Below are 19838 nucleotides of genomic sequence, written 5' to 3'. Positions count from 1 at the left end.
GATAATTTTTAATGCGGGCGTAGTCCATCTATTTCTTTTTCAACACTCTTGAAAGGAAACACTATGCAACCGACACCACGCTCATTCTCTCATATTGGTCTGTCTGTTCCAGATTTGGACAAGGCGATCAAATTTTACGGCGACGTTCTTGGCTTCTATGTCATTATGGAACCTACGGTCATTGTCGAAGACGACAGCGACATTGGCCAGATGTGCTCGGACGTTTTTGGCAAAGGTTGGGGGCGCATGCGCATCGCCCACTTAGCGACGGCTGATCGTATCGGGTTTGAACTGTTCGAATTTGAAGGGCACGAAGCCCCGGATGATAACCTCAACTTCAGGCAACATGGCACGTTTCACTTTGCTATTCAGGACCCGAACCTTGAGGATCTGCTGGCAAAAATCGTCGCGGCTGGCGGCAAGCAGCGCATGCCCGTTCGCGAATATTTTCCCGACGAAAAACCATATCGCATGGTTTATATCGAAGACCCATTTGGGATCGTCTTTGAGCTCTACAGCCATAGCTATGAACTGACATACTCTAACGGCGCATACTCCTGAGCCAGAAGCCGGCATTCACGTTGCAAGTGAGTGTCGGCACTTAGGGTCCTTATAAGTCGTCGCGACTTTCACTAAGGGCGGCTGTGAGGGAGCAACGCCTTAGGTTTATGGAGATGGGTTCTTCTTGCGCCAACTTGATGGCGTTTGCGAAGTCACACGCAGAAATTCTCGGTTGAAGTTGGATTTCGTTGCGAACCCTGCAGCCAGTGAGATCTCAAGCACCGGTTTGTCTGTCGTCCTCAAAAGCAAACAGGCGTCCTGAATGCGAAAATCATTCACGAACTGCGACACGCTTATGCCTCGAACTCGGTTGATTGCATTTGATACCTGACGGTCTGGCAAGCCAAGCCGACGCGCGAGGCGTCTCAAACTGAGGTCTTCATCTCGGTGCAGCCTGTCTTGAGCAAAAAGCCTTTCGAGCCGTGCGATGATTTCGCTGTCATGCTCGGTCGGCTGGGGGGGCGGCGCAATGGAGTCGTCTTCTTGCTCCGGCAAAGTCGCCGCGCGCCCAAAGGACGCCGCCAAGCCAATCACGATAACAAACCCGGTTTGGACAAAGGTCAAAATCAGCCCCGCGTTGCGCCCTTCATTTCGGATGAAATCGACAACCAGAAAGATGTCCGTCAGCCCTGAAACAACCAAGGCAGCGCCCGTCAGAAACATCGCGAAACGGATTTCACGTGCATCGTTTATGGGCGACAGCGATAACGCATCCGCGCCCTTCCACCACAATCCAAGCAGCAGAAAACCAAAACCAAGATAGGTCACCAAAATAAGCGGGTCTGGAATGACAGGCAGCACTGCAAATGCGACCCAGTTCAATCCAATCACGGCCAGCGGCCATAACGTGCGTCCCGTCTGGCCCCCTGCAAGTGCAGCATAAGAAAGGTAAGCCACGGCAGGTAACACCGGAGCCAATACGATCAGGTAGGGCGCGACGCCCTCAATCTCATAGCCCCAACGCAGCGACACCAAAAGCGACTGCACTGCGTATAGCGCCAAAAGGCCCGCGAATAACTGATGGGCGCGCAATGTCATGTCCCGGTTCAACACAAAACGGCACAGCAACAACACCAGAAACAAAGTGGCGAACAACGGAAGGGGGACAAACAGCATGAAATGCGCGCTCATTCTGGGGAACTATTGCGGTGATATTTATCCTAGAACGCGTTTCAGCACGACCTCAAACGCGTTCTAGGACGCTGGTTATAAGCATTTCCGTCACAACAACGGCATCACTCATCCGACACCTAAGGAGAAAACCGATGTCGAAATTCAAAACACTTGCCAAAGCAGCCGCATTTGCCACTGTCCTCGGATTGTCAGGCTGGGTGGCCTACGATCTCACGCGCCCCGCTTATGATGGGGCCGCCGGGATCACCTATGGTGCCGCGCCCGCGCCAATCCGTGGCACAGACATTGAATTCAACATCTGGTACCCCGCAACACCGGGCGGCAAAGCCATCACAGTTGGTGGGAACGGTGTTTTCTATGGCACGCCCGCCGGCCGCAATGCGCCACATCAAACGGGCCGCTTTCCGATGGTTATTATCTCGCATGGGGCAGGCGGTAATGCAGGCCAGTTTGGCTGGATTGCGTCAGAACTTGCGCAAGCAGGCTTCGTTGTTGTTCTGCCAAACCATCCGGGAACCACGACCGGGAATGCATCTGCCGAAGCCGCGATACGCGTTTGGGAACGCCCTGCCGATGTGTCCGCGGTTCTGGATGAAATTACTGCAAACGCTGCGACATATCCTTATATCGATACGGACAATATCTCGATCTTGGGGTTTTCGGCGGGCGGATATACGACGATGGCGACAGCGGGTGCGCGTGTTGATCCTGACCTGTTGCAAGGCTTTTGCGATGAAACGGATCACGGCATGTCCGATTGCGCATTTCTGGCCCATTTTGGCATCAATTTACACGACTTTGATCTGTCGCCAGCGGCACAGGATTTGCGCGACCCTCGGATCACAACGGCCGTCATTATCGACCCCGGTATCGTTGAAACGATGACGGAACAAAGCCTTAAACAGATCGATATCCCGATGTTGGTGATCAACCTTGGTAATGAGGAAACTATTCCCGTTGGGGTTTACGCGCGCGCGGCGTCCGATTTGATACCCAAGGCGCATTACACTGTGGTCGGGGACGCGGCCCATTTTAGCTTTCTGGCGCGGTGCAAACCACGGGGCGCACAGATCTTGATTGACGAAGGCGAGCTTGATCCGCTTTGCGATGATGCTGGCGGCCGCCCGCGTGTGGAGATTCACCGCGAGCTGTCAAATGCCATCGTTGCGTATCTGGAGGGGCACATCTAACAGCCCATGGCAAACTGAATGCAGACGGCTGTTTGGTTCGCGCATTGCGGGCATTTGGGTCTCATAATGCTGGGCGATCCAACAACGTTCGCTTTCGGAAAGTTCACCCGTGGCACGGTGCCCTCAACGAAGGCCCGCCATGGGCCCGCGTAGTGCAGGCACTATGTAGATAGGCGTTACTTTTGTATCAGCTTTCCAAAGGTCGCCAGACGGAGTAGGCATTCCAATCTTTAGAAGATTGGGAAACACCATGGCGCAAAATGCCACCATTTACAAAATTGAACTCTCAGTCTCCGACATGGATCGTCATTATTACGAGGTCCATAAACTGACCGTGGCCAAGCATCCTTCCGAGACGGACGAACGGCTGATGGTCCGCATTGTTGCTTTTGCGCTGAATGCCCACGAACACTTGGAAATGACCAAGGGCCTTTCAACCGATGACGAGCCTGACATCTGGCAAAAGAGCCTGAGTGGAGAGCTTGATGTGTGGGTGGCTCTCGGACTTCCAAGCGAGAAGGTGGTGCGGCAGTCTTGCGGTAAAGCCGGCAAGGTGGTGGTCTATTCTTACGGCGGCAGGACCGCCGAGATGTGGTGGGATAAGATCAAAAACAGCACCACCCGTTTTGACAATCTTCAAGTGGTAAACTTTTCCGAGACCGATACAGGCGCACTGGCAAACCTGGCAAGCCGCGCAATGAAGCTGCAGGTGAATATTCAGGACGGCGACGTGATGGTGAGTGTCGATGACAGCGTTGTCTACGTCACCCCCGTAAAATGGAAGGGCGGCGACCAAAACTAGCGTTGGACTGTTCTGCCACGGACTAGAGAATAATCACCTTCGTTGCTTAACCCGTCATTGGCGTTGACTGCGCAGAGATATCCCACACAATGGTGCATCCACCTTAAAAAGCAAATGCACCACGCTTAGAGCTAATTTAGATCTCAGATAGAAACTGGGTCACGTCCTGCGCAAACTGATCGGCGTGCTGAAAAAGGAACGCGTGACCCGCATCAGGATAGATGGCCAGCCGCGCCTTAGGTATTGCGCGCACCAGTGCAATCGAGTTCTCGACTGCGAATGCCCTGTCCTGATCGCCATTTGCCACAAGAACCGGGACGTTAATTTTACCCAACTGTTTGAATGCGCCGTCCTCTCCGAAAAAGAATTTGCGCGTGGCAGCCCCCTGCGCGGCAACAGTTTGCATCGTCGTTTTGGACGCTGCGCCTGCGGCTGCATCCCCTTGGCCGATACGCGCAAGCGATGACAGGCCAGCGCTGCGGCTGGTTTCGGTGTCGGCATAAAACAAAAACTGCATGTCTTCGGGTGTGTTTACCTCCTTTGTCGCTGTCGCAAGCCATTCCTGAGCCGTTGGCACCGTACCTTCCAATGCAAAGCTCGGGGTGGTTCCAGCAAGGATAACGCCGCCGATCTGGTCGCCGTATTTGGCGGCGAGGATCTGGGCAATCATGCCGCCCATGGACCAGCCCAGCACATGTGGCCTGTCCAGCCCAATGGCTTGCGCTAATCCAATCGCGATATCTGCAGCGCCTTCCAGCGTGTCTGGAACATTGCCCCCGCTTGCGGCGACACCGGCACTGTCAAAGGTGATGACTTGGTATGTGCGCGCCAAAGCGGCGATTAACTGCGGATCCCAGTCGTCTATGGCTGCGCGAAAGCGGTTGAGCATCAGTAAAGGCTGACCTTGGCCCGTGCTGCGCCACGCAATTTGTACATCGCCGACCTGCGCAAAATTTGTTTCATTCGACTTATTTATGTCCAGTGACATAGGGTTTCCTTTCGGTTGAAGTGTAGTTTCAAGAGGGGTGTGTCCGGGTGGCGCGGTGCATTCCGAGAGACAGGGCAACGCCAAGAAGAGCGAAAAAAGCGCCCGTCACCGGGGCTGCGGCCAGCCCCCATTGCGCGATGGCAAAGGCGCCGCAGGCCACGCCAAGCCCCTGGCCGAGGTAGACCATGGACCCGTTCATCGCGAGCGCGAAGGTTGCGGCTGGTCCCGCTGCGTGGGCGAGGCGGCTTTGGACAATCGGGGCAGTGCCAAACTGTGAGGTGGGCGCGATCAGGATGCTCAACACCATTGCCACAAGCCCGTAAACGGAAGCCGTCCCGATCGAGAGCGGATAGACCAGAATAGCCAAACCCAAAGCGATCCCGGCAAAGAGCAGCGGTAGCCCTTTCTGCGTGGGATGTGTGGCAAGGGTGGCCCCAATGCGCAGCCCGACAAAGCCCGACAGACCAATCAGAACCTGTAAACCGGCGATCCCATAGGCACCAAAACCTGTCAGTGCTGAAATTACCGGTCCGATGAAACCAACCATGGAAAACATGGCGGTGAAGGCCAGCAATGTGACAGCAAGATATCCGTAAGACCGCGCAGGCATAGAGCTGGCACCTTTTGGCACCACATTGGCAGCCAAGTTTGGGACATGGATGGCAACCAGTACAAGGGAAACGACGCAGAATGTGGATGTCATCCACAGGCTGGCCCGCCAGTCGAATAGCCCGCCAATCACTGATCCCGCAGGAATGCCGATCATCAGCGCCAACACAACACCTGCATAGATTGCAGCGATGGTCTTTGCGCGTTTCTCCGCTGGGGCAGCGGCAACGCCCATTGCAACGGCCAGCGGTACCGCAAGCGCACCCAGGCCGCCGATCAATATGCGCGTTCCCATCAAAGTGGCATAGTCCGGTGCAATGGCCGACCATCCGTTCACCACTGCCAAGAAGGCCAAGGTCGCCAGCAGCAAAGGTTTTTTACGCCAATTGCGGGTCACGTGAGCGATAAGCGGTCCGCATATCGCACAAGCAAATGCATACCCTGCTTGAAGTGTGGCCACCTTCGCAATTGAGACGCCAAGCGATGCTGCCATCGGTTCAAGCAAACCGACAAAGACGAACCCACCCAAAGTAAATACAAAAGGCACGGTCATAAGGGCGAGGACGGGCATCAAACTAACCCTTTTTGACAAGGCTTAGAAAACATGTGGTTGTGCCTGTTGCCAGAATTCGGCCTGATTGGTCCTCGACGCGTGCTTCGGCTGAGGCGGTTTGCCGTGTGCGGTCAATCACTGTGCCGATGGCGCGGACCTGTCCCATTTTTGCTGTGATGGGGCGTAGAAATTTGACCTCGGTGCCAAGCGACACATAGATTTCGCCCGCGTCCAGAATGGTTTGCACCGCACAGCCCATTGCGCTGTCCAACAACGCCATTGTCCAGCCGCCGTGCACAAGGCCCATGGGGTTCAGGTACTCTTGCGATGGATTGCCGCGAAACTCCGCGCGGCCTTTTTCAGCAGTCTCGATCCACTGCTGCAAGGTCCGTGCCATCGGGGGCGCAGGCAAAGCACCCGTTGGGATTGAACGAATGGCCTCGAGTCCTGAAAGCCCGATTACCTGTTCAGGGCGGGCAATTCCGAAAGGGACGTCGGGCATAATACTTGGGGTGAATTTCTGATCGGCGTTTTTAACATCTTGCATGGCTTGGTCCTCGGTAAGGCAAAGGTTGAGCCTCCAGTGGGAGGGTGTGCATTAAGCGTGCGATCATAATCTAAATGAGTCAATAATAGAGTGTGATTGTAATCTATGTTACGTCACGTTAGATGTCGTTCGATATCTTATCGCGCCGAACCGGCGGCCAATCCCGCTGCGGGGGCAGGGGTCACGTTAACAAAAGGGGCAAAACAGATGAGAGTGAGCCGCGAGATCGCAAAGAAGAACCGCCAAAACGTTGTGCGTACGGCCAGTGAGCAGTTTCGCACGCACGGCTATGATGGCATCGGCATCGCAAGCCTGATGAAAGCTGCGGGGATGACCCAAGGCGGTTTTTATAAACAGTTCGAGAATAAGGAGGCGCTTGAATGTGAAGCGACCGAGCAGGCCTTGAATGATAACTTCGATCTCTGGGCCAAGACGACAGAAGGGGAGAGCGACCCGGTGGCCGCACTTAAGGCGTGGTACTTGTCGCCTCAACATCTTTCTGCGGTCGGGCAGGGCTGTGCCTATGCCACGCTGGCTGCTGAAGCAAACCGCCAGCGCCCAGCATTGCAGAACGTTTTCAATGCAGCCGTCGCGCAGCAAATCGAATTCTTAGCCCAAGCACTTGGCGACAAACCTGACAGTCGGGCAGAGGCCATTCAAACAATGTCGCAGATGATTGGCGCATTGATTTTGGCCCGTTCTGTCAACGACGAAGACTTGCAGCAAGAGATCCTGACGGCGGCAAAATTACCCGCGATCCAGAACCATAGTGAATAGAGAACGGTTTTTGCAGGAAACGGATTTGGTCAAGAATGCTGGTTCGCGCTAGATTGACCAGCTTCGAAAAGGCGTATGATTGAATGTGGACGGCTCGAACCTACCGTGCGCCGCGCATGTCCTGCGCAGCAGGTCCGTCCACGATCATAACAGGGTTCCCGCGTGAGCAACGTTCGACCCGGCTTTCAATACCATAAAGGCGACGGATCAGGGCAGGGGTCAAAACGTCGAGGGTGGGACCGCAGGCAAGGGTGCGCCCTTCGGCCAGTGCTATGGTCGTAGAGCAGCAGCGCATCACCTGGTTCAAATCGTGCATAGCCAAGATCAACACCGCTTGCGTTTCCTCGGCATAAAGACGCAATGACTCTAACACTTCGTACTGGCGGTTGAGATCCAGCGCTGAGGTCGGCTCGTCCATGAGAACGACTTTTGGACGGCTCACGAGCGTCTGTGCAATTGAAACCGCCTGCCGCTGCCCGCCGGAAAGCTCCGACAGTTGTTGATCCACCAAATGCGTGATGTTGAAGCGGTGCACGGTTTCGTCAACGGCGCGCAGTTCTTCAGTGCTCAACCGCCAGCCACCGCCGCCCTGCTTCAGGGATAGTATGATAGATTCATAGACCGTTAGCGCGGCGGTCATGCCGGTATCTTGGGGCATATACCGCAGGTCATGGGTATGGGCCCCTTCTAATCGAACGGCACCCGCACCACGTAAATGTCCGGTGATGCGGCGAAATAGGGTGGATTTTCCGGCCGCATTCGCCCCCACCAACGCCGTCAACATACCGCCTTGCAAACTTGCGGAGGCATCAAAAAGGATTTGGCGCCGGCCATAGCGCGCGCCAACCTTGTCTAGGGTCAGGCTTACCATGATTTGCGTCCCTTCGTCAGGATCAACGCCGCGAAGAACGGCACGCCTACAAGGGCGGTGATAATTCCGATAGGAAGCACGGCGCCGGGCAGGATTGCCTTGGACAGAACTGAGGTGGCTGAAAGGATCACTGCGCCGGACAGCATCGAACCGGGCAGGAAAAACCGTTGATCCTCGCCCAAAAGCAGCCGCGCCACATGGGGCCCGACGATGCCGATGAATCCGATCGTGCCGACAAAACTGATTGGCACCGCGGCAAGAACCGAGACCAACACCAAGGCCTCAAGACGCAGTCGTTTCACGGGTACCCCCATAGCCGAGGCCCGAACTTCGCCAAGCCGTATTGCCGTTAGCGCCCAAGCGCGTCGGGCAAACAGCGGCGTGCAGATCGCCAGAATGATCGCTGTGACTGCGACCTTGCCCCATGTGGCCTTGGACAGGCTTCCCATAGTCCAGAAAACGACTGCCGAAAGTGCTTGTTCGGAGGCAAAATATTGAAGCAAGGCCAGCGCTGCATTAAAGGAAAACACCAACGCGATGCCCAATAATACGATCGTTTCCACCGTCACGCCCCTAAGCGTCGACAGGCCAAAAATCAAAAGAGACGCTGCCATAGCCATGGCAAAAGCATTGATCGGTACCATTAAAGAAATGGCGCCGGGAAACAAAGAAACGCCCAGTACCATCGCCAAGGCCGCCCCGAAACTTGCAGCTGCCGAAAGGCCCAAGGTAAAGGGACTCGCCAGCGGGTTTGCCAAAATCGTCTGCATCTGCGCGCCGGCTAACGACAGGCTTGCCCCAACTGTAACAGCAAGCAATGCCATCGGCATCCGGATATCCCAGACGACGACCCGTATCTGCAAGTCTGCGGTGCCCGGCGCAAAAAGTGTTTTCAGGACGTCCCATACGGCATAGCGCGCAGGCCCCAGTGATACGTCCACCGCCACCGACAACACCAGCGCCACGGTCAATCCGCCAAGGATCGCGATGCGTCGGGCCACCAGCCCGCGGTAACTTTGTACGCTTGCGGATTCTGATGGATCTAATTCGGCGGTTGTCATCGTGTATCCAATGGTATTCGGCGGCCCATTACGGGCCGCCCAGTTTAGATGAAAACAGACTTAGTTGTTGGCTGTGTCACCAAGAGAAACCCAATAGCCTGGGCTGTAATCCACCGGCAAAAAGCGGGTATGCAGCTCTTTCAGCGTCGCTTCGGGGTCCAGATCGGGGAACAGGTCGGGGTGAAGCCATGTTGCCAACCTTTGTACCGCGATGAAGCTGTAGGGCGAGTTGTAAAATTGGTGCCAAATGCCGTGTACTTGACCGTTATTTACTGCTTTCACGCCTGTATACGCGGGCCGCTCCATCAGGGCTGCAAGTTTCCGATCTGCTTCGGCCATGTCCGAGCCAGGCCCCATGCCAATCCATGCGCCGCCGGGCACATAAGCGTCCCAATTGCCGCCCGTAACCACGATCTGATCCGGGTCCGACGCGATAACTTGCTCGGCGTTCACTGTGCCAAAGGTGCCGGGAATAAATTCTGACCCCATGTTGGTGCCCCCAGCAAGTTCGACGAAACGGCCAAAGTTGCCGTTACCAAAGGACATGCAGCAATCCTCGGAATAACCACCGGCACGCTCGACGAAGACCAACGGACGGTTCAGATCCGTCTGTGCTGCGATAACGTCGGTGACGCGCGCAAGCTGTTCTTCGTAGAAGGCCTGGAATTCAGCGGCTTTATCTTCCTCGCCAAAGAGCTTGCCGACGATATTCATCGACTGTGTGGTGTTCTCGAACGGCTTTTCACGAAAATCTACATATACGATGGGGATGCCGACCTTGGCCAACTTGGCCTCGTATCCTGCTTCGTCCGTCGCGGCCTTTGATTCAAGGTTCATGATCAATACATCGGGGTTCAACGACACCGCTTGCTCGATATCAAAAGACCCGTCCTTGAACCCGCCAAAAGTCTCGATATCCTTCAGTTGCGGAAATTTCTCTGCGTAAATATCATAGCTTTCCGGCGAGGCCTGGCGGAGATCGTCGCGCCAGCCAACTACGCGGTTGAAGGGGTTTTCGTTATCCAAAACGGCGGTAAAGAAGACCTGCCGACCCTCGCCCAGAATAACGCGCTCGACCGGTGCGTCGACCGTAACCTCGCGACCGGCGATGTCGGTCAGGGTGATGGGATCGGCTTGCACAAGGCTGGCTGCGAAAAGACTCAGCGCACTGGCGCAGAGAAGAGGACGAAGGGTCATGTAAAGCTCCTGAAGAATAATCTCTTCAAACCGCCTAGTATTTCCGACTGTTCTAGTCAATTAACAAGTTGACAGTTTTACTCGACTAAATGAAACAGCGATAACAGCACCAGAGCAACATCATGACATCTACCAACCGAGATTTGCGCGACGATATCCGCGACTATTGGTCAGATCGCGCGGCCACTTTTGACGATGACCCCGGCCATCGCATTGATGACGGTGCCGAAATGGCGGCATGGGAGGCTCTCTTTCGGCTTCAGCTTGGCGATGGGGACGGGCGCGCGCTCCTTGATCTTGCATCAGGCACAGGGGAAATCTCGCGTTTGTGCCAGCGGCTGGGTTTTGCTGTGACGGGCCTTGATTGGGCGGAACCGATGCTGGAACGCGCGCGTGTAAAACTGCCGGGCGTGACATTTATACAGGCCGATGCAGAGCGCACGACGTTGCCCTCGGCAAGCATGGATGTAATCGTTACACGCCATCTGGTCTGGACCTTGGTGGACCCGATGGCCGCCTTTGCTGAGTGGTTTCGTGTGCTCAAGCCGGAAGGGAAACTGCTGATTGTGGATGGCGATTTTGTTTCCCGCAGTCTGCTGGGCCGGATATTTCAGCGGATGGTGCCAACTGGATCACACGGTGCAATTTCCGCTGCTAATGCCAAGCGCCACAAGGATATCCTCGCCAGGGTGCATTTCAGCGGTGGCGCGCGGGCCGATCAAGTGGCTGCATTGCTATCTTCCAGTGGATACGACGAGATAACTATCGATAAACGGCTTGCACCGATCCATCGCGCACAGGCCACACATTTCGACTGGCGAAAATCACTTCTGCGGCGATCCGAACATCGCTATGCAATTTGCGCGACCAAGCCCAAAATACCTGAATAAAACATCAAAAGCAGCGCGCTACGCATGGCACCGCATCCACGAGCCCGGCCAAAATGGACACGCTGAAAACGCTCGGGGCCGATGCGGTGATGGACCGAAACGATGCAATTCCTAAAGACACCTTCGACATTGTGCTGGACCTGGTAGGTGGGCCGCGCTGGCCAGAACTGCTCGATGCGTTGGCCCCCCGGGGGCATTAAGTTGCATCAATGCTGTTATGCGGACAAACCTGCCATTTAGGATGGCTTCGGCAAGATCTGCTTTCGGTAGGTTTCTTCAATCTCTGACCATATTTCGCAGCGATACCGCTGTATTTTTGGGACCTTTGATTAACGCTCTCGTGTTTCCCACCATGTGTGCATTTCCTTGAATGCGGGCATCAGCCCAACGCCGTCTTCAGTGGCGCTGTATTCAACTTTTGGCGGCACCTCGGCATAGACCACTCTTTCAACGAGACCGTCGCGCTCAAGATCCCGTAGTTGCTTTGTCAGCATCGTCTGTGTGATTTCAGGGATCGCTTTCCGCAGCTCTCCAAACCTCTTTGTCCCATCAAAGATGAGTATCTGCAGTATCGACAGCTTCCATTTTCCACCGATCATCGCGAAGACAAGTGGTGCGGGACAAAGGTTCGAACTGGATTTGTCGTGCAATTGAAGCTCCATTAGTATCGTTTGATACTTAAGTATCAAAATACTGCCTACTTTTCAAACCGAATGCGTTGAGTAAGTCTAGATCAACCCAGCAAAATGGAGCCTAGCGTGGTCGAACCGTCAAAAAATTATGAAGAAGTCATTGAAGTGTCTGCACCTCAAGAAGCGTGTTTCCAGGCCGTTACGACACAAATGGACAAGTGGTGGACCCGATTCACCGAAGGCCGACTGGACAGGGTTGGTGACAAAGTGACTGTGCGTTTCCCGCCCGATTATGGGTTTTGGACGTTCGAGGCCACATCTTTCGAAAGTCCCAACCGCATCGAGATGATGTGCACAGACGCGCATCATAAAGTCGAAGGCCAACCAGAAGAGATCGATCAAGAGTGGCTGGGAACAAAGATTATCTGGGAGTTCAAAACGGTTGGAGACAGGACCGAGATCAAGATGACCCATGATGGATTGACACCGACGCTGAACTGTTGGGAGATTTGCCTTGATGGCTGGAACCATTTCTTCAAGAACAGCCTGAAGTCGTTCTTGTGTGGCGAGGAACCAAGCCCGCATGTCTAAACCTAGCGGACATTCGAGCGAAGTGCAGCATCATGCAGATTGGGCGCTTAGCAAGTTGTGCGCCCTGAACCGGTTTTAGCGCGACCAAAGAACAATCTCAGATTTCGCTTGATGATGTTCGTCCAAATCAAGAACGGTAACCCTTTGAAAAAGTCAGCGGCAGACCCTTTGCCAGCGTTGCCCAGTGTCCTCAAAACTGTCGTGGGAAGTGCTGGCCGAAAGTAAGGCTTTGCAGTGACAGCGTGCCCAGCAAGCAGGGCGATCAACGCCTTGCGCGTCGCCGACGGGTTGTTCCACTCGGCGCGATATACGACGCATCCGTTTTTGTTGATGATAAAGACAGCGTTCGGCATGCTGCCATAGGCCGCGTGCGCTTTGCCTTCCAGCCCGTCTACAAAAACGGTTCTGCTCTCGCCGTCTTCGGTGGTCAGACGCGTGGCACAGGCCTTTTTGTCTTCAAAGCTCTTATGGCTTTGGATGTTGGCTCCGGGATGGGCTTCTCTTACATAAAGCACGGCAGAGCTGGCTCCGTCTATGTGGGTCAGTGTCTCCATGATGCCGCGCCTGCTTTGGTATAAAGGGCAGGTGATGCTTCCCATTTCCAGCACCAAGAATGCGCCCGAAAAATCAAGCAGGTTCTTGGTTTCGCCGCTTGCTGTTGTTAGCGCAAAGTCAGGGGCTTTGTCGCCGACATCAGGGCCGAACGCCGTATCGAAATCATAGTCTCCGGTCGAGAACTCGTCATAGTTATAGTTGGTCATTTGCCGTCTTCCTTTTCCTTCAAAGCACTTTTCGGCGCGACGGATAGGTTCTCTGTCATGATCCGTAAGGTGCGTGTTGTGATTTCGATGTCTGCGGGGGAAATTCCGTTTAGCGCTTGCTTGATAAGCTTTTGGGCAGTTGGCACCAACTTGGCTTCGAGGCTTGAACCAAGTGCGCTAAGGGTGACCACACTCCTTCGTCGATCCACCGGGTCCTCGGTCCGCGTGACAAGCTTTTTGCGCACCATCGCGTCGATCAAGCGCGTGACTGTCGTTCTGTCTTTGAACGTAACATCAGCCAATGCGCTCGGGCTCTGGGGGCCTTTTTGCCAAAGAACCAGCAGAATAGCCCACTCTTCTGGGCCGACGGTGTGGCCAGCCTTGCCAAACAACGCACTTAGCTTCTTGCGAGTCAGAAAGCCGAGACGGTTCACCCAATGCAGGGGGATTTCTTCATAATCAAACATAATTGTATTATACAACTATTGTTTGATGCAAGTAAAGTTTTGACATCAGTCATGATGGGGATCTGCTGTCCGAGTTCTGCTTTCCTTGCCGCGTGGCGACAATCCGATTGTAACCACTGCCATCAATAGTGACTTACGAGACGGCAATGCCAGATCAATCTCTCTTTATGGCCGTCGCTTCGATTTCGACCTTGAACTCTTCGCGGGTGAAGCCGCTTACGATAAGCAGGGTGGAGGCAGGGCGGATCGCGACATCGGCCAGCCATTCATCACGCACAGCCATATAGTCGGCGAAAAATGCGCGGTCGGTGACAAAGGCGCTGAGCCGGACAATATCAGCGCGGCCACAGCCCGCCTCGTGCAGGATCGCGTCGATGTTGGCAAAGCACTGTTCAGCCTGCTTGCGCACGTCCGCAGAACAGCTTCCATCAGGGGCAAGCCCAAGCTGCCCTGAAGTGACGACGAAACAGGACACAGGGCCGCTTTTGATTCCGTGGCTATAATCGCCAAACGGCGGCGCGATGCTGGTCGGATTAAGGGCTGTGGTCATGGTTGGGAATGCCTTTTCGCGCCAATTTTGAGTCGTCACGTGATGCCATAAATGGCTAACACACGTATAGCGCGCGCCTAAAACAGAGCGGAGTTAAGTTGTTTTTGCCCATTACTTGGGCGGCTCGGCAGGCAACGCGTAAAATTTAACCCAAAAGGCTCACGACTTTATGAAACCTGTCGATCCCTCTGTGCTTCCCATGCGGACAACACACTAACGTCGTCTTCGGAATTCACCCTAGGAGACTATTATGACCCTTAAGCAATCCGTTGCCTTCGCAACGCTGGCCGCCGTGACCGCAAGCACCGCGATGGCCCAAGACCTTACGCCTGTTTCATTCGGCACCAACTGGTTGGCGCAAGCCGAGCACGGCGGGTTTTATCAATCCGTAGCAGATGGCACCTATGCGGAATGCGGTCTGGACGTCACAATCGTGCCCGGTGGCCCGCAGGTGAATAACCGCGCGCTCATGTTGGCGGGGCGCATTGATTATCACATGGGTGGCGATCTGTTGCAGGCCTTTACGGCCGCCAAAGAAGGTATTCCTGTCGTGGCTGTTATGGCGACATTCCAGAAACACCCGCAGGTTATCATTTCCCATCCAGGTCAGGCGAAAACATTCGCAGACCTCAAGGATTTGACGTTGTTGATCGGCGACAACGGGTTTGCATCTTACTACCAGTGGATGATGGCGGAATACGGTTTCACCGTTGAACAACGCCAACCCTATACTTTTAACCCCGCGCCATTCGTCGCCGATAAAGGGATGGGGATGCAGGGCTACCTGTCTTCCGAACCTTATGTGATCGAAAAGGAAGCCGGTTTCGTGCCCGACATCTTCTTGATCGCGGATGCCGGATACTCCACCTACGCGACGACGGTTGAAACGATGGCCGATACCATCGCCGAACACCCCGAACAGGTTGCGTGCTTTGTCGATGGGTCGATCAAGGGTTGGTACAATTACCTGTACAACGATCATTCCGCAGCCGACGCGATGATCACCGCCGCCAACCCTGACATGACACAGGACAAGATCGACTTCGCCATTTCAAAGATGCTCTCAGAAGGCATCGTCGACAGTGGGGACGCGCTAGAACTTGGGATCGGGGCGATGACGGATGAGAAGATCGGCGACTTCTACGGCAAGATGGTCGAGGCCGGCGTCATCGAAGGCGATCTGGATTATTCGTCCGCCTATAACACTCAATTCGTCAACGCGAAGGTTGGAATGGACCTTCGTTAATCCACGTCCGAATTGACTGACAGGGGCGACATCCTTCGCCCCTGTCACTGCTCAAGAAAGCATGAAATGTCCAATACCTCTTCAATTCCACCCATGGGGCAGCGTGACGAGCTGTTGCAGATGTCCAATGTCGACAAGGTTTTTAATGGCAATGTCGAGGCTCTCAAGGACCTGAACCTGACCGTAAACCAAGGAGATTTCATATCATTGCTTGGACCATCGGGTTGCGGGAAATCCACCGCTTTGCGCCTGATTGCGGGCTTGATGCGCCAGACGTCGGGGCAGATCACATGGAACGGCGGGTTGAACGAAGGCGATCTTGGCGTTGTGTTTCAAGAACCCACGCTGATGCCTTGGGCGACCGTTGAACAAAACGTTTGGCTGCCGCATCGCTTGCGCGGCAAATCCATGGACGATGTGCGCGGTGATATTATGTGGGCGCTTAAAATGGTGGGGCTCGAGCATTTTCAGAAGTCCTATCCCCGTGAATTATCGGGCGGTATGAAAATGCGGGTTTCGATTGCCCGCGCGCTGGTAACGCAGCCGCGGCTGATCCTCATGGACGAACCCTTTGCAGCACTTGATGAAATCACTCGTCACAAGCTCAACAATGATTTGCTGATGCTGCGCGACAAGCTCAAATGCACCGTCATTTTTGTCACCCATTCTGTGTTTGAATCGGTCTTTCTGTCGGATCGTATCGTCGTGATGGCAGCGCGACCCGGTCGGGTGTCCGCCGAAGTCACCGTCGATGCGCCATACCCGCGCACCGAAGAATTCCGCACCTCTGCTGATTATGCGGACCTGTGCCGCAAAGCATCCGGTGCGTTGCATGGCGCGATGAACCAACATGGCGAAAGGGCATCAGCATGAGCGTGTCAGATATGCAGCCCCCCATTGTGGATCTTGAAGAACAGCAATACGCTCGGGCCAAACAGCGTGAAAACATCGCAAAATGGGCCTTGCCCGCGATTATGCTGTTTCTGGCGATCTTTTTTTGGGACCGAATTGTCGTATGGAACGACATTCCCCACTATATTCTGCCGCGCCCCGATCTGGTGATGCAGACCCTCATCGAAGATTGGGCGATGTTGTCAGATGCACTTTGGGTGACGCTCAAAATCACGCTTATGGCACTTGGCGTTGCTGTTGTTGGTGGTGTCGGGCTTGCGGTTCTGTTCACGCAGTCGCGTTATTTTGAAATGGCATTTTATCCCTTTGCGGTGATTTTGCAGGTAACGCCTGTCGTCGCGATTGCGCCGCTGATCTTTATCTACGTCGACAACCGCCTTGCCGGACTGCTTTTGTGTGCGTGGATCGTGGCGTTCTTTCCGATCCTTTCCAACACGACGCTTGGCCTTAATTCCACCGATCACAACCTGCGCGACCTTTATAAAATTTACGGTGCGACACGCTGGCAACGCCTGAGGTTTCTGCAATTGCCAACGGCCCTGCCTTACTTCCTTGGCGGGCTACGGATTGCAGGCGGGCTGTCGCTGATTGGTGCGGTTGTGGCAGAATATGTCGCCGGAACCGGCGGCATCGGTTCAGGCCTTGCGTTCCGCATCCTTGAAGCGGGGTATCGCCTAAATATTCCACGCATGTTCGCGGCGCTTTTATTGATCGCCGTCACCGGGGTCGTGATTTTCACACTGGCCTCACTACTTAGCCACGCGCTTTTGCACAAATGGCATGAAAGTGCCATCAAACGGGAGAATTAATGGAATTTTGCGTTTTGCCCAGCGGCGCGAAGACACTTCGAAATGTCACCATACCGGCCTGTCTTATCGGTCAAAGCGGTGATCTAATAACCACTGACCTCACCATCAAAGATGGTATGATTACATCAACGGACGCTGGGCAACCGGCCGAAACTGTAATCGAAATGAACGGCGCAATGGCCTTGCCATGCTTTGTCGATATGCACACGCATCTGGACAAAGGGCATATCTGGCCGCGCGCGTCCAACCCTGACGGATCGTTCATGGGGGCGTTGACGACAGTACGCGAAGACCATGCGAACTGGACGGCGGCAGACGTAGAGGCACGGATGGATTTCGGCTTGCGGTGTGCCTATGCCCACGGCACCAAGGCCATTCGCACCCATATCGACAGCGCCGACGACCTTGCAGTGTCATCCTTTGGCGTGGTGGCGAAACTACAGAAAAAATGGGCCGGCAAGGTCGCATTGCAGGCGTCCTGTCTGGTCGCCATTGACCGTGTGTTCCGCGACAAGGACATCTTTCCCGAGGTTGCCAAAATTGTCGCAGATACGGGCAATGTCCTAGGCGCAGTGACCTATCCGGTGCCCGACCTGCAAGACCGCCTTAACGACTTCTTCCACTTCGCGCAAAAATATGGCCTCGACGTGGATTTTCACGTGGACGAAACCAACGACCCGACTTCAGACACCCTGCGCACAATCGCTGAAACGGTGCTTGGGCTTGGGTTCAAAAACAAGGTCACCGTGGGGCATTGCTGTTCGATTTCTGTGATGCCTGATGACGTCGCTGCCGAGATCATTGCGCTCGTCGCCAAGGCAGGGTTGCATGTCGTATCCCTGCCGATGTGCAACATGTACCTGCAAGACCGCGAAGCCGGCCGCACACCACGTTGGCGCGGTGTCACAATGGCGCATGAATTAAAGGCGGCAGGCGTCAACGTCTCGTTTGCTTCAGACAACACCCGCGACCCGTTCTATGCCTATGGTGATCTCGACATGATCGAGGTCATGCGCGAAGCCACGCGGATTTGCCACCTAGATCACGGGTTAACCGACTGGCCCACGTCTTTTGTCACCAACCCGGCACGTGCCTGCAGTTTCGAAGCACCAAGCCTGAACGCGGGCACACCCGCCGATCTGATCCTGTGCAGTGCACGCACATGGACGGAGTTTTTCTCTCGTCCTCAGTCGGATCGCATCGTGTTGCGAAACGGGGATCCGATCGACCGCACCCTACCGTCCTATACAGAACTCGACATGATTGTGAGCAAGCCATGACCCCCAATATCGCCGATGCAAAAGCCGAACTGTCCCATCTGGATATGGAGCAAAACCCTGCTACCGTGCGGAACAAGTCGCGTGATTTCTTTTGGTATTCCCCGGTTTTGAAGGATGCGATGGATCACCTTGAAGCTGACTTTGTGATCAATGCAAAATCCGAAGACGAGATCATCGAGATTTTGCGTGTCTGCTACGCCCACGATGTCCCCGTGACCATGCGCGGGGGTGGCACAGGCAACTACGGCCAAGCCATGCCGCTTGCGGGGGGCTGCGTGATCCATGTCGCCAAAATGAACAAGGTCAAGGAAATCGGCGCGGGCTACGTCGTGGTGGAACCCGGCGCAGTGATCAAAGAACTCGACGACGAGTTAAAGGAAAAGAGCGGCCAAGAATTGCGCATGTATCCATCAACCTATTCGCAGGCGACCATCGGTGGATTTATCGCTGGCGGTTCGGGGGGGTGCGGTTCTGCTGCTTGGGGTGCCTTGCGCGATATCGGCAACATCAAGCGCCTGCGCGTCGTCACGATGGAGGCTGAACCACGGGTTCTGGAATTCACGGGCGAAGAGCTCCACCGGGTGTCTCATGCTTATGGCACCAACGGCATCATCACTGAATTGGAACTGCCCTTAGCCCCTGCCTACGACTGGACGGAATTGTTCGTGCGGTTCGATACTTTCCGCGCGGCGACAGAGTTTGCAGGTGCCGCCACCGCCGAGCCCGGAATTTTGGTTAAGCTCGCGTCAGTTTACGCGGCACCCATTGCACATGCTTACTTTCAACGGGTCAAACCCCATGTCACCGAAGACGACCACCTCGTCGGGCTGATGGTCGCGCCTCACAATATGGATGGGTTGGTGACTTTGCTCGAACGCTTTGCAGGTGGCAATGTGATCTATCGTTCTGACGACGTCACATGGGACCGCCATCCCGGTCCTATGTATGAATTCGGCTGGAACCACACGACATTGCGGGCAATGAAGTTCAACAAGGGCCTGACCTATTTGCAGGTCCGCTATGGTAGCGACATTGAAAAAGTCATGGCCGCCTACGAGACGTTTAAGGGCAAGCTACATATGCACCTTGAGGTGATGCGCGACGGTGCGGGCATTTCGTTTGCCGGGCTGCCAATTGTGGAACCGATGGACAAAGATGCGCTTGATCAGTTGGTCGCAGAGCATGAAGCCATGGATTGCATGATCTTCAACCCACACCGCTACACGCTTGAAGAGGGCGGGCGGCAATCCACGGATATGCGCCAGCTTGATTTCAAACGCGAATCCGACCCCAAGGGGCTTCTTAATCCTGGCAAGATGATTGCGTGGGACGAACCGGATTTCGATTACGCTGATATGTATTCGTACAAAAACATCCGCGCCAAGCCCGAGGCCGTCGAATGACGGCTGC

At 54.8% G+C, this 19838-nt stretch carries 23 protein-coding genes; 12 read left to right on the top strand and 11 right to left on the bottom strand.

Features of this window, described 5'->3' with window-relative positions; all coding sequences use genetic code 11:
* Nucleotides 1–63: 63 nt before the first annotated feature.
* Nucleotides 64–561 (top strand): lactoylglutathione lyase family protein, encoded by a 498-nt coding sequence (locus WNY39_RS16675; RefSeq protein ID WP_342847357.1) that lies wholly within the window; start codon nucleotides 64–66, stop codon nucleotides 559–561.
* A 105-nt stretch (nucleotides 562–666) separates the two neighbouring features.
* On the opposite strand, the gene WNY39_RS16670 is transcribed toward WNY39_RS16675, so the two are convergent.
* The gene (locus tag WNY39_RS16670) at nucleotides 667–1533 is read right to left on the bottom strand and encodes a helix-turn-helix domain-containing protein (RefSeq protein ID WP_342847355.1); all 867 of its coding nucleotides are present in this window, start codon (nucleotides 1531–1533) and stop codon (nucleotides 667–669) included.
* 293 nt (nucleotides 1534–1826) lie between these two features.
* Here WNY39_RS16670 and WNY39_RS16665 point away from each other — a divergent pair, with 293 nt between their 5' ends.
* Complete coding sequence (locus WNY39_RS16665; protein WP_342847354.1) at nucleotides 1827–2885, top strand: prolyl oligopeptidase family serine peptidase; 1059 nt, start codon at nucleotides 1827–1829, stop codon at nucleotides 2883–2885.
* Nucleotides 2886–3135: 250 nt separating this feature from the next.
* Nucleotides 3136–3687: a YaeQ family protein gene (locus tag WNY39_RS16660; RefSeq protein WP_342847353.1), complete on the top strand. Its 552-nt coding sequence runs from the start codon at nucleotides 3136–3138 to the stop codon at nucleotides 3685–3687.
* A 136-nt stretch (nucleotides 3688–3823) separates the two neighbouring features.
* On the opposite strand, the gene WNY39_RS16655 is transcribed toward WNY39_RS16660, so the two are convergent.
* The 3 genes from WNY39_RS16655 to WNY39_RS16645 are packed head-to-tail and all read right to left on the bottom strand — an operon-like array spanning nucleotide 3824 to nucleotide 6384.
* Nucleotides 3824–4675, bottom strand: coding sequence for an alpha/beta hydrolase (locus WNY39_RS16655; protein ID WP_342847352.1), 852 nt, complete (start codon nucleotides 4673–4675; stop codon nucleotides 3824–3826).
* A 28-nt stretch (nucleotides 4676–4703) separates the two neighbouring features.
* On the bottom strand, nucleotides 4704–5855 hold the full coding sequence (locus WNY39_RS16650) for an MFS transporter (protein ID WP_342847350.1): 1152 nt from the start codon (nucleotides 5853–5855) through the stop codon (nucleotides 4704–4706).
* Between the two features lie 4 nt (nucleotides 5856–5859).
* Nucleotides 5860–6384 carry a PaaI family thioesterase gene (locus WNY39_RS16645; RefSeq protein ID WP_342847349.1) on the bottom strand — a complete coding sequence of 175 codons (525 nt, stop codon included), beginning with the start codon at nucleotides 6382–6384 and terminating at the stop codon, nucleotides 5860–5862.
* Nucleotides 6385–6591: 207 nt separating this feature from the next.
* On the opposite strand from WNY39_RS16645, the gene WNY39_RS16640 reads away from it, so the two are divergent.
* On the top strand, nucleotides 6592–7161 hold the full coding sequence (locus tag WNY39_RS16640) for a TetR/AcrR family transcriptional regulator (RefSeq protein ID WP_342847347.1): 570 nt from the start codon (nucleotides 6592–6594) through the stop codon (nucleotides 7159–7161).
* 100 nt (nucleotides 7162–7261) lie between these two features.
* Here the strand turns inward: WNY39_RS16640 and WNY39_RS16635 are convergent, their stop codons facing one another.
* From WNY39_RS16635 to WNY39_RS16625, 3 genes are read right to left on the bottom strand one after another with little or no spacing between them, the layout of a single operon-like run.
* Nucleotides 7262–8032 carry an ABC transporter ATP-binding protein gene (locus WNY39_RS16635; RefSeq protein ID WP_342847345.1) on the bottom strand — a complete coding sequence of 257 codons (771 nt, stop codon included), beginning with the start codon at nucleotides 8030–8032 and terminating at the stop codon, nucleotides 7262–7264.
* Nucleotides 8026–9093, bottom strand: a complete 1068-nt coding sequence (locus WNY39_RS16630) for an iron ABC transporter permease (RefSeq protein ID WP_342847343.1) — start codon at nucleotides 9091–9093, stop codon at nucleotides 8026–8028. The genes WNY39_RS16635 and WNY39_RS16630 overlap by 7 nt, the downstream gene beginning before the upstream one ends.
* A 60-nt stretch (nucleotides 9094–9153) precedes the next feature.
* On the bottom strand, nucleotides 9154–10290 hold the full coding sequence (locus WNY39_RS16625) for an ABC transporter substrate-binding protein (RefSeq protein ID WP_342847341.1): 1137 nt from the start codon (nucleotides 10288–10290) through the stop codon (nucleotides 9154–9156).
* 122 nt (nucleotides 10291–10412) lie between these two features.
* Here WNY39_RS16625 and WNY39_RS16620 point away from each other — a divergent pair, with 122 nt between their 5' ends.
* Together WNY39_RS16620 and WNY39_RS16615 are read left to right on the top strand one after the other, a co-directional pair.
* Nucleotides 10413–11180: a class I SAM-dependent methyltransferase gene (locus WNY39_RS16620; protein ID WP_342847339.1), complete on the top strand. Its 768-nt coding sequence runs from the start codon at nucleotides 10413–10415 to the stop codon at nucleotides 11178–11180.
* Between the two features lie 53 nt (nucleotides 11181–11233).
* Nucleotides 11234–11380, top strand: a complete 147-nt coding sequence (locus WNY39_RS16615) for a hypothetical protein (RefSeq protein ID WP_342847337.1) — start codon at nucleotides 11234–11236, stop codon at nucleotides 11378–11380.
* A gap of 129 nt (nucleotides 11381–11509) precedes the next feature.
* On the opposite strand, the gene WNY39_RS16610 is transcribed toward WNY39_RS16615, so the two are convergent.
* Nucleotides 11510–11830 (bottom strand): helix-turn-helix domain-containing protein, encoded by a 321-nt coding sequence (locus tag WNY39_RS16610; RefSeq protein WP_342847335.1) that lies wholly within the window; start codon nucleotides 11828–11830, stop codon nucleotides 11510–11512.
* A gap of 108 nt (nucleotides 11831–11938) precedes the next feature.
* Here WNY39_RS16610 and WNY39_RS16605 point away from each other — a divergent pair, with 108 nt between their 5' ends.
* Nucleotides 11939–12403 (top strand): SRPBCC domain-containing protein, encoded by a 465-nt coding sequence (locus WNY39_RS16605; protein WP_342847333.1) that lies wholly within the window; start codon nucleotides 11939–11941, stop codon nucleotides 12401–12403.
* Between the two features lie 47 nt (nucleotides 12404–12450).
* Here the strand turns inward: WNY39_RS16605 and WNY39_RS16600 are convergent, their stop codons facing one another.
* The 3 genes from WNY39_RS16600 to WNY39_RS16590 all read right to left on the bottom strand — a co-directional run bounded on the left by WNY39_RS16600 (nucleotide 12451) and on the right by WNY39_RS16590 (nucleotide 14181).
* Nucleotides 12451–13164 carry a deiodinase-like protein gene (locus tag WNY39_RS16600; RefSeq protein ID WP_342847331.1) on the bottom strand — a complete coding sequence of 238 codons (714 nt, stop codon included), beginning with the start codon at nucleotides 13162–13164 and terminating at the stop codon, nucleotides 12451–12453.
* Nucleotides 13161–13631, bottom strand: a complete 471-nt coding sequence (locus WNY39_RS16595) for a MarR family transcriptional regulator (RefSeq protein ID WP_342847329.1) — start codon at nucleotides 13629–13631, stop codon at nucleotides 13161–13163. The genes WNY39_RS16600 and WNY39_RS16595 overlap by 4 nt, the downstream gene beginning before the upstream one ends.
* Before the next feature lie 154 nt (nucleotides 13632–13785).
* Nucleotides 13786–14181, bottom strand: a complete 396-nt coding sequence (locus tag WNY39_RS16590; RefSeq protein WP_342847327.1) for a RidA family protein — start codon at nucleotides 14179–14181, stop codon at nucleotides 13786–13788.
* A 250-nt stretch (nucleotides 14182–14431) separates the two neighbouring features.
* Between WNY39_RS16590 and WNY39_RS16585 the strand changes: the two genes are divergently transcribed.
* The 5 genes from WNY39_RS16585 to WNY39_RS16565 all read left to right on the top strand — a co-directional run bounded on the left by WNY39_RS16585 (nucleotide 14432) and on the right by WNY39_RS16565 (nucleotide 19831).
* Entirely contained in the window at nucleotides 14432–15427 is a 996-nt protein-coding gene (locus tag WNY39_RS16585) for an ABC transporter substrate-binding protein (RefSeq protein WP_341235684.1), read from the top strand.
* 66 nt (nucleotides 15428–15493) lie between these two features.
* Entirely contained in the window at nucleotides 15494–16300 is an 807-nt protein-coding gene (locus WNY39_RS16580; RefSeq protein ID WP_342847324.1) for an ABC transporter ATP-binding protein, read from the top strand.
* On the top strand, nucleotides 16297–17148 hold the full coding sequence (locus tag WNY39_RS16575) for an ABC transporter permease (protein WP_342847322.1): 852 nt from the start codon (nucleotides 16297–16299) through the stop codon (nucleotides 17146–17148). Before WNY39_RS16580 ends, WNY39_RS16575 begins: the two co-directional genes overlap by 4 nt.
* Nucleotides 17148–18428 carry a cytosine deaminase gene (locus tag WNY39_RS16570; protein WP_342847320.1) on the top strand — a complete coding sequence of 427 codons (1281 nt, stop codon included), beginning with the start codon at nucleotides 17148–17150 and terminating at the stop codon, nucleotides 18426–18428. Before WNY39_RS16575 ends, WNY39_RS16570 begins: the two co-directional genes overlap by 1 nt.
* Nucleotides 18425–19831 carry an FAD-binding oxidoreductase gene (locus tag WNY39_RS16565; RefSeq protein WP_342847318.1) on the top strand — a complete coding sequence of 469 codons (1407 nt, stop codon included), beginning with the start codon at nucleotides 18425–18427 and terminating at the stop codon, nucleotides 19829–19831. Before WNY39_RS16570 ends, WNY39_RS16565 begins: the two co-directional genes overlap by 4 nt.
* Nucleotides 19832–19838 lie beyond the last annotated feature (7 nt).

Origin of the sequence: Sulfitobacter sp. AS59 (genome assembly GCF_038899995.1) — a bacterium.
GTDB lineage: Bacteria > Pseudomonadota > Alphaproteobacteria > Rhodobacterales > Rhodobacteraceae > Sulfitobacter.
Note: the sequence above shows the minus strand (reverse complement) of the source record. Positions and strands in the feature narration are given on the sequence as shown.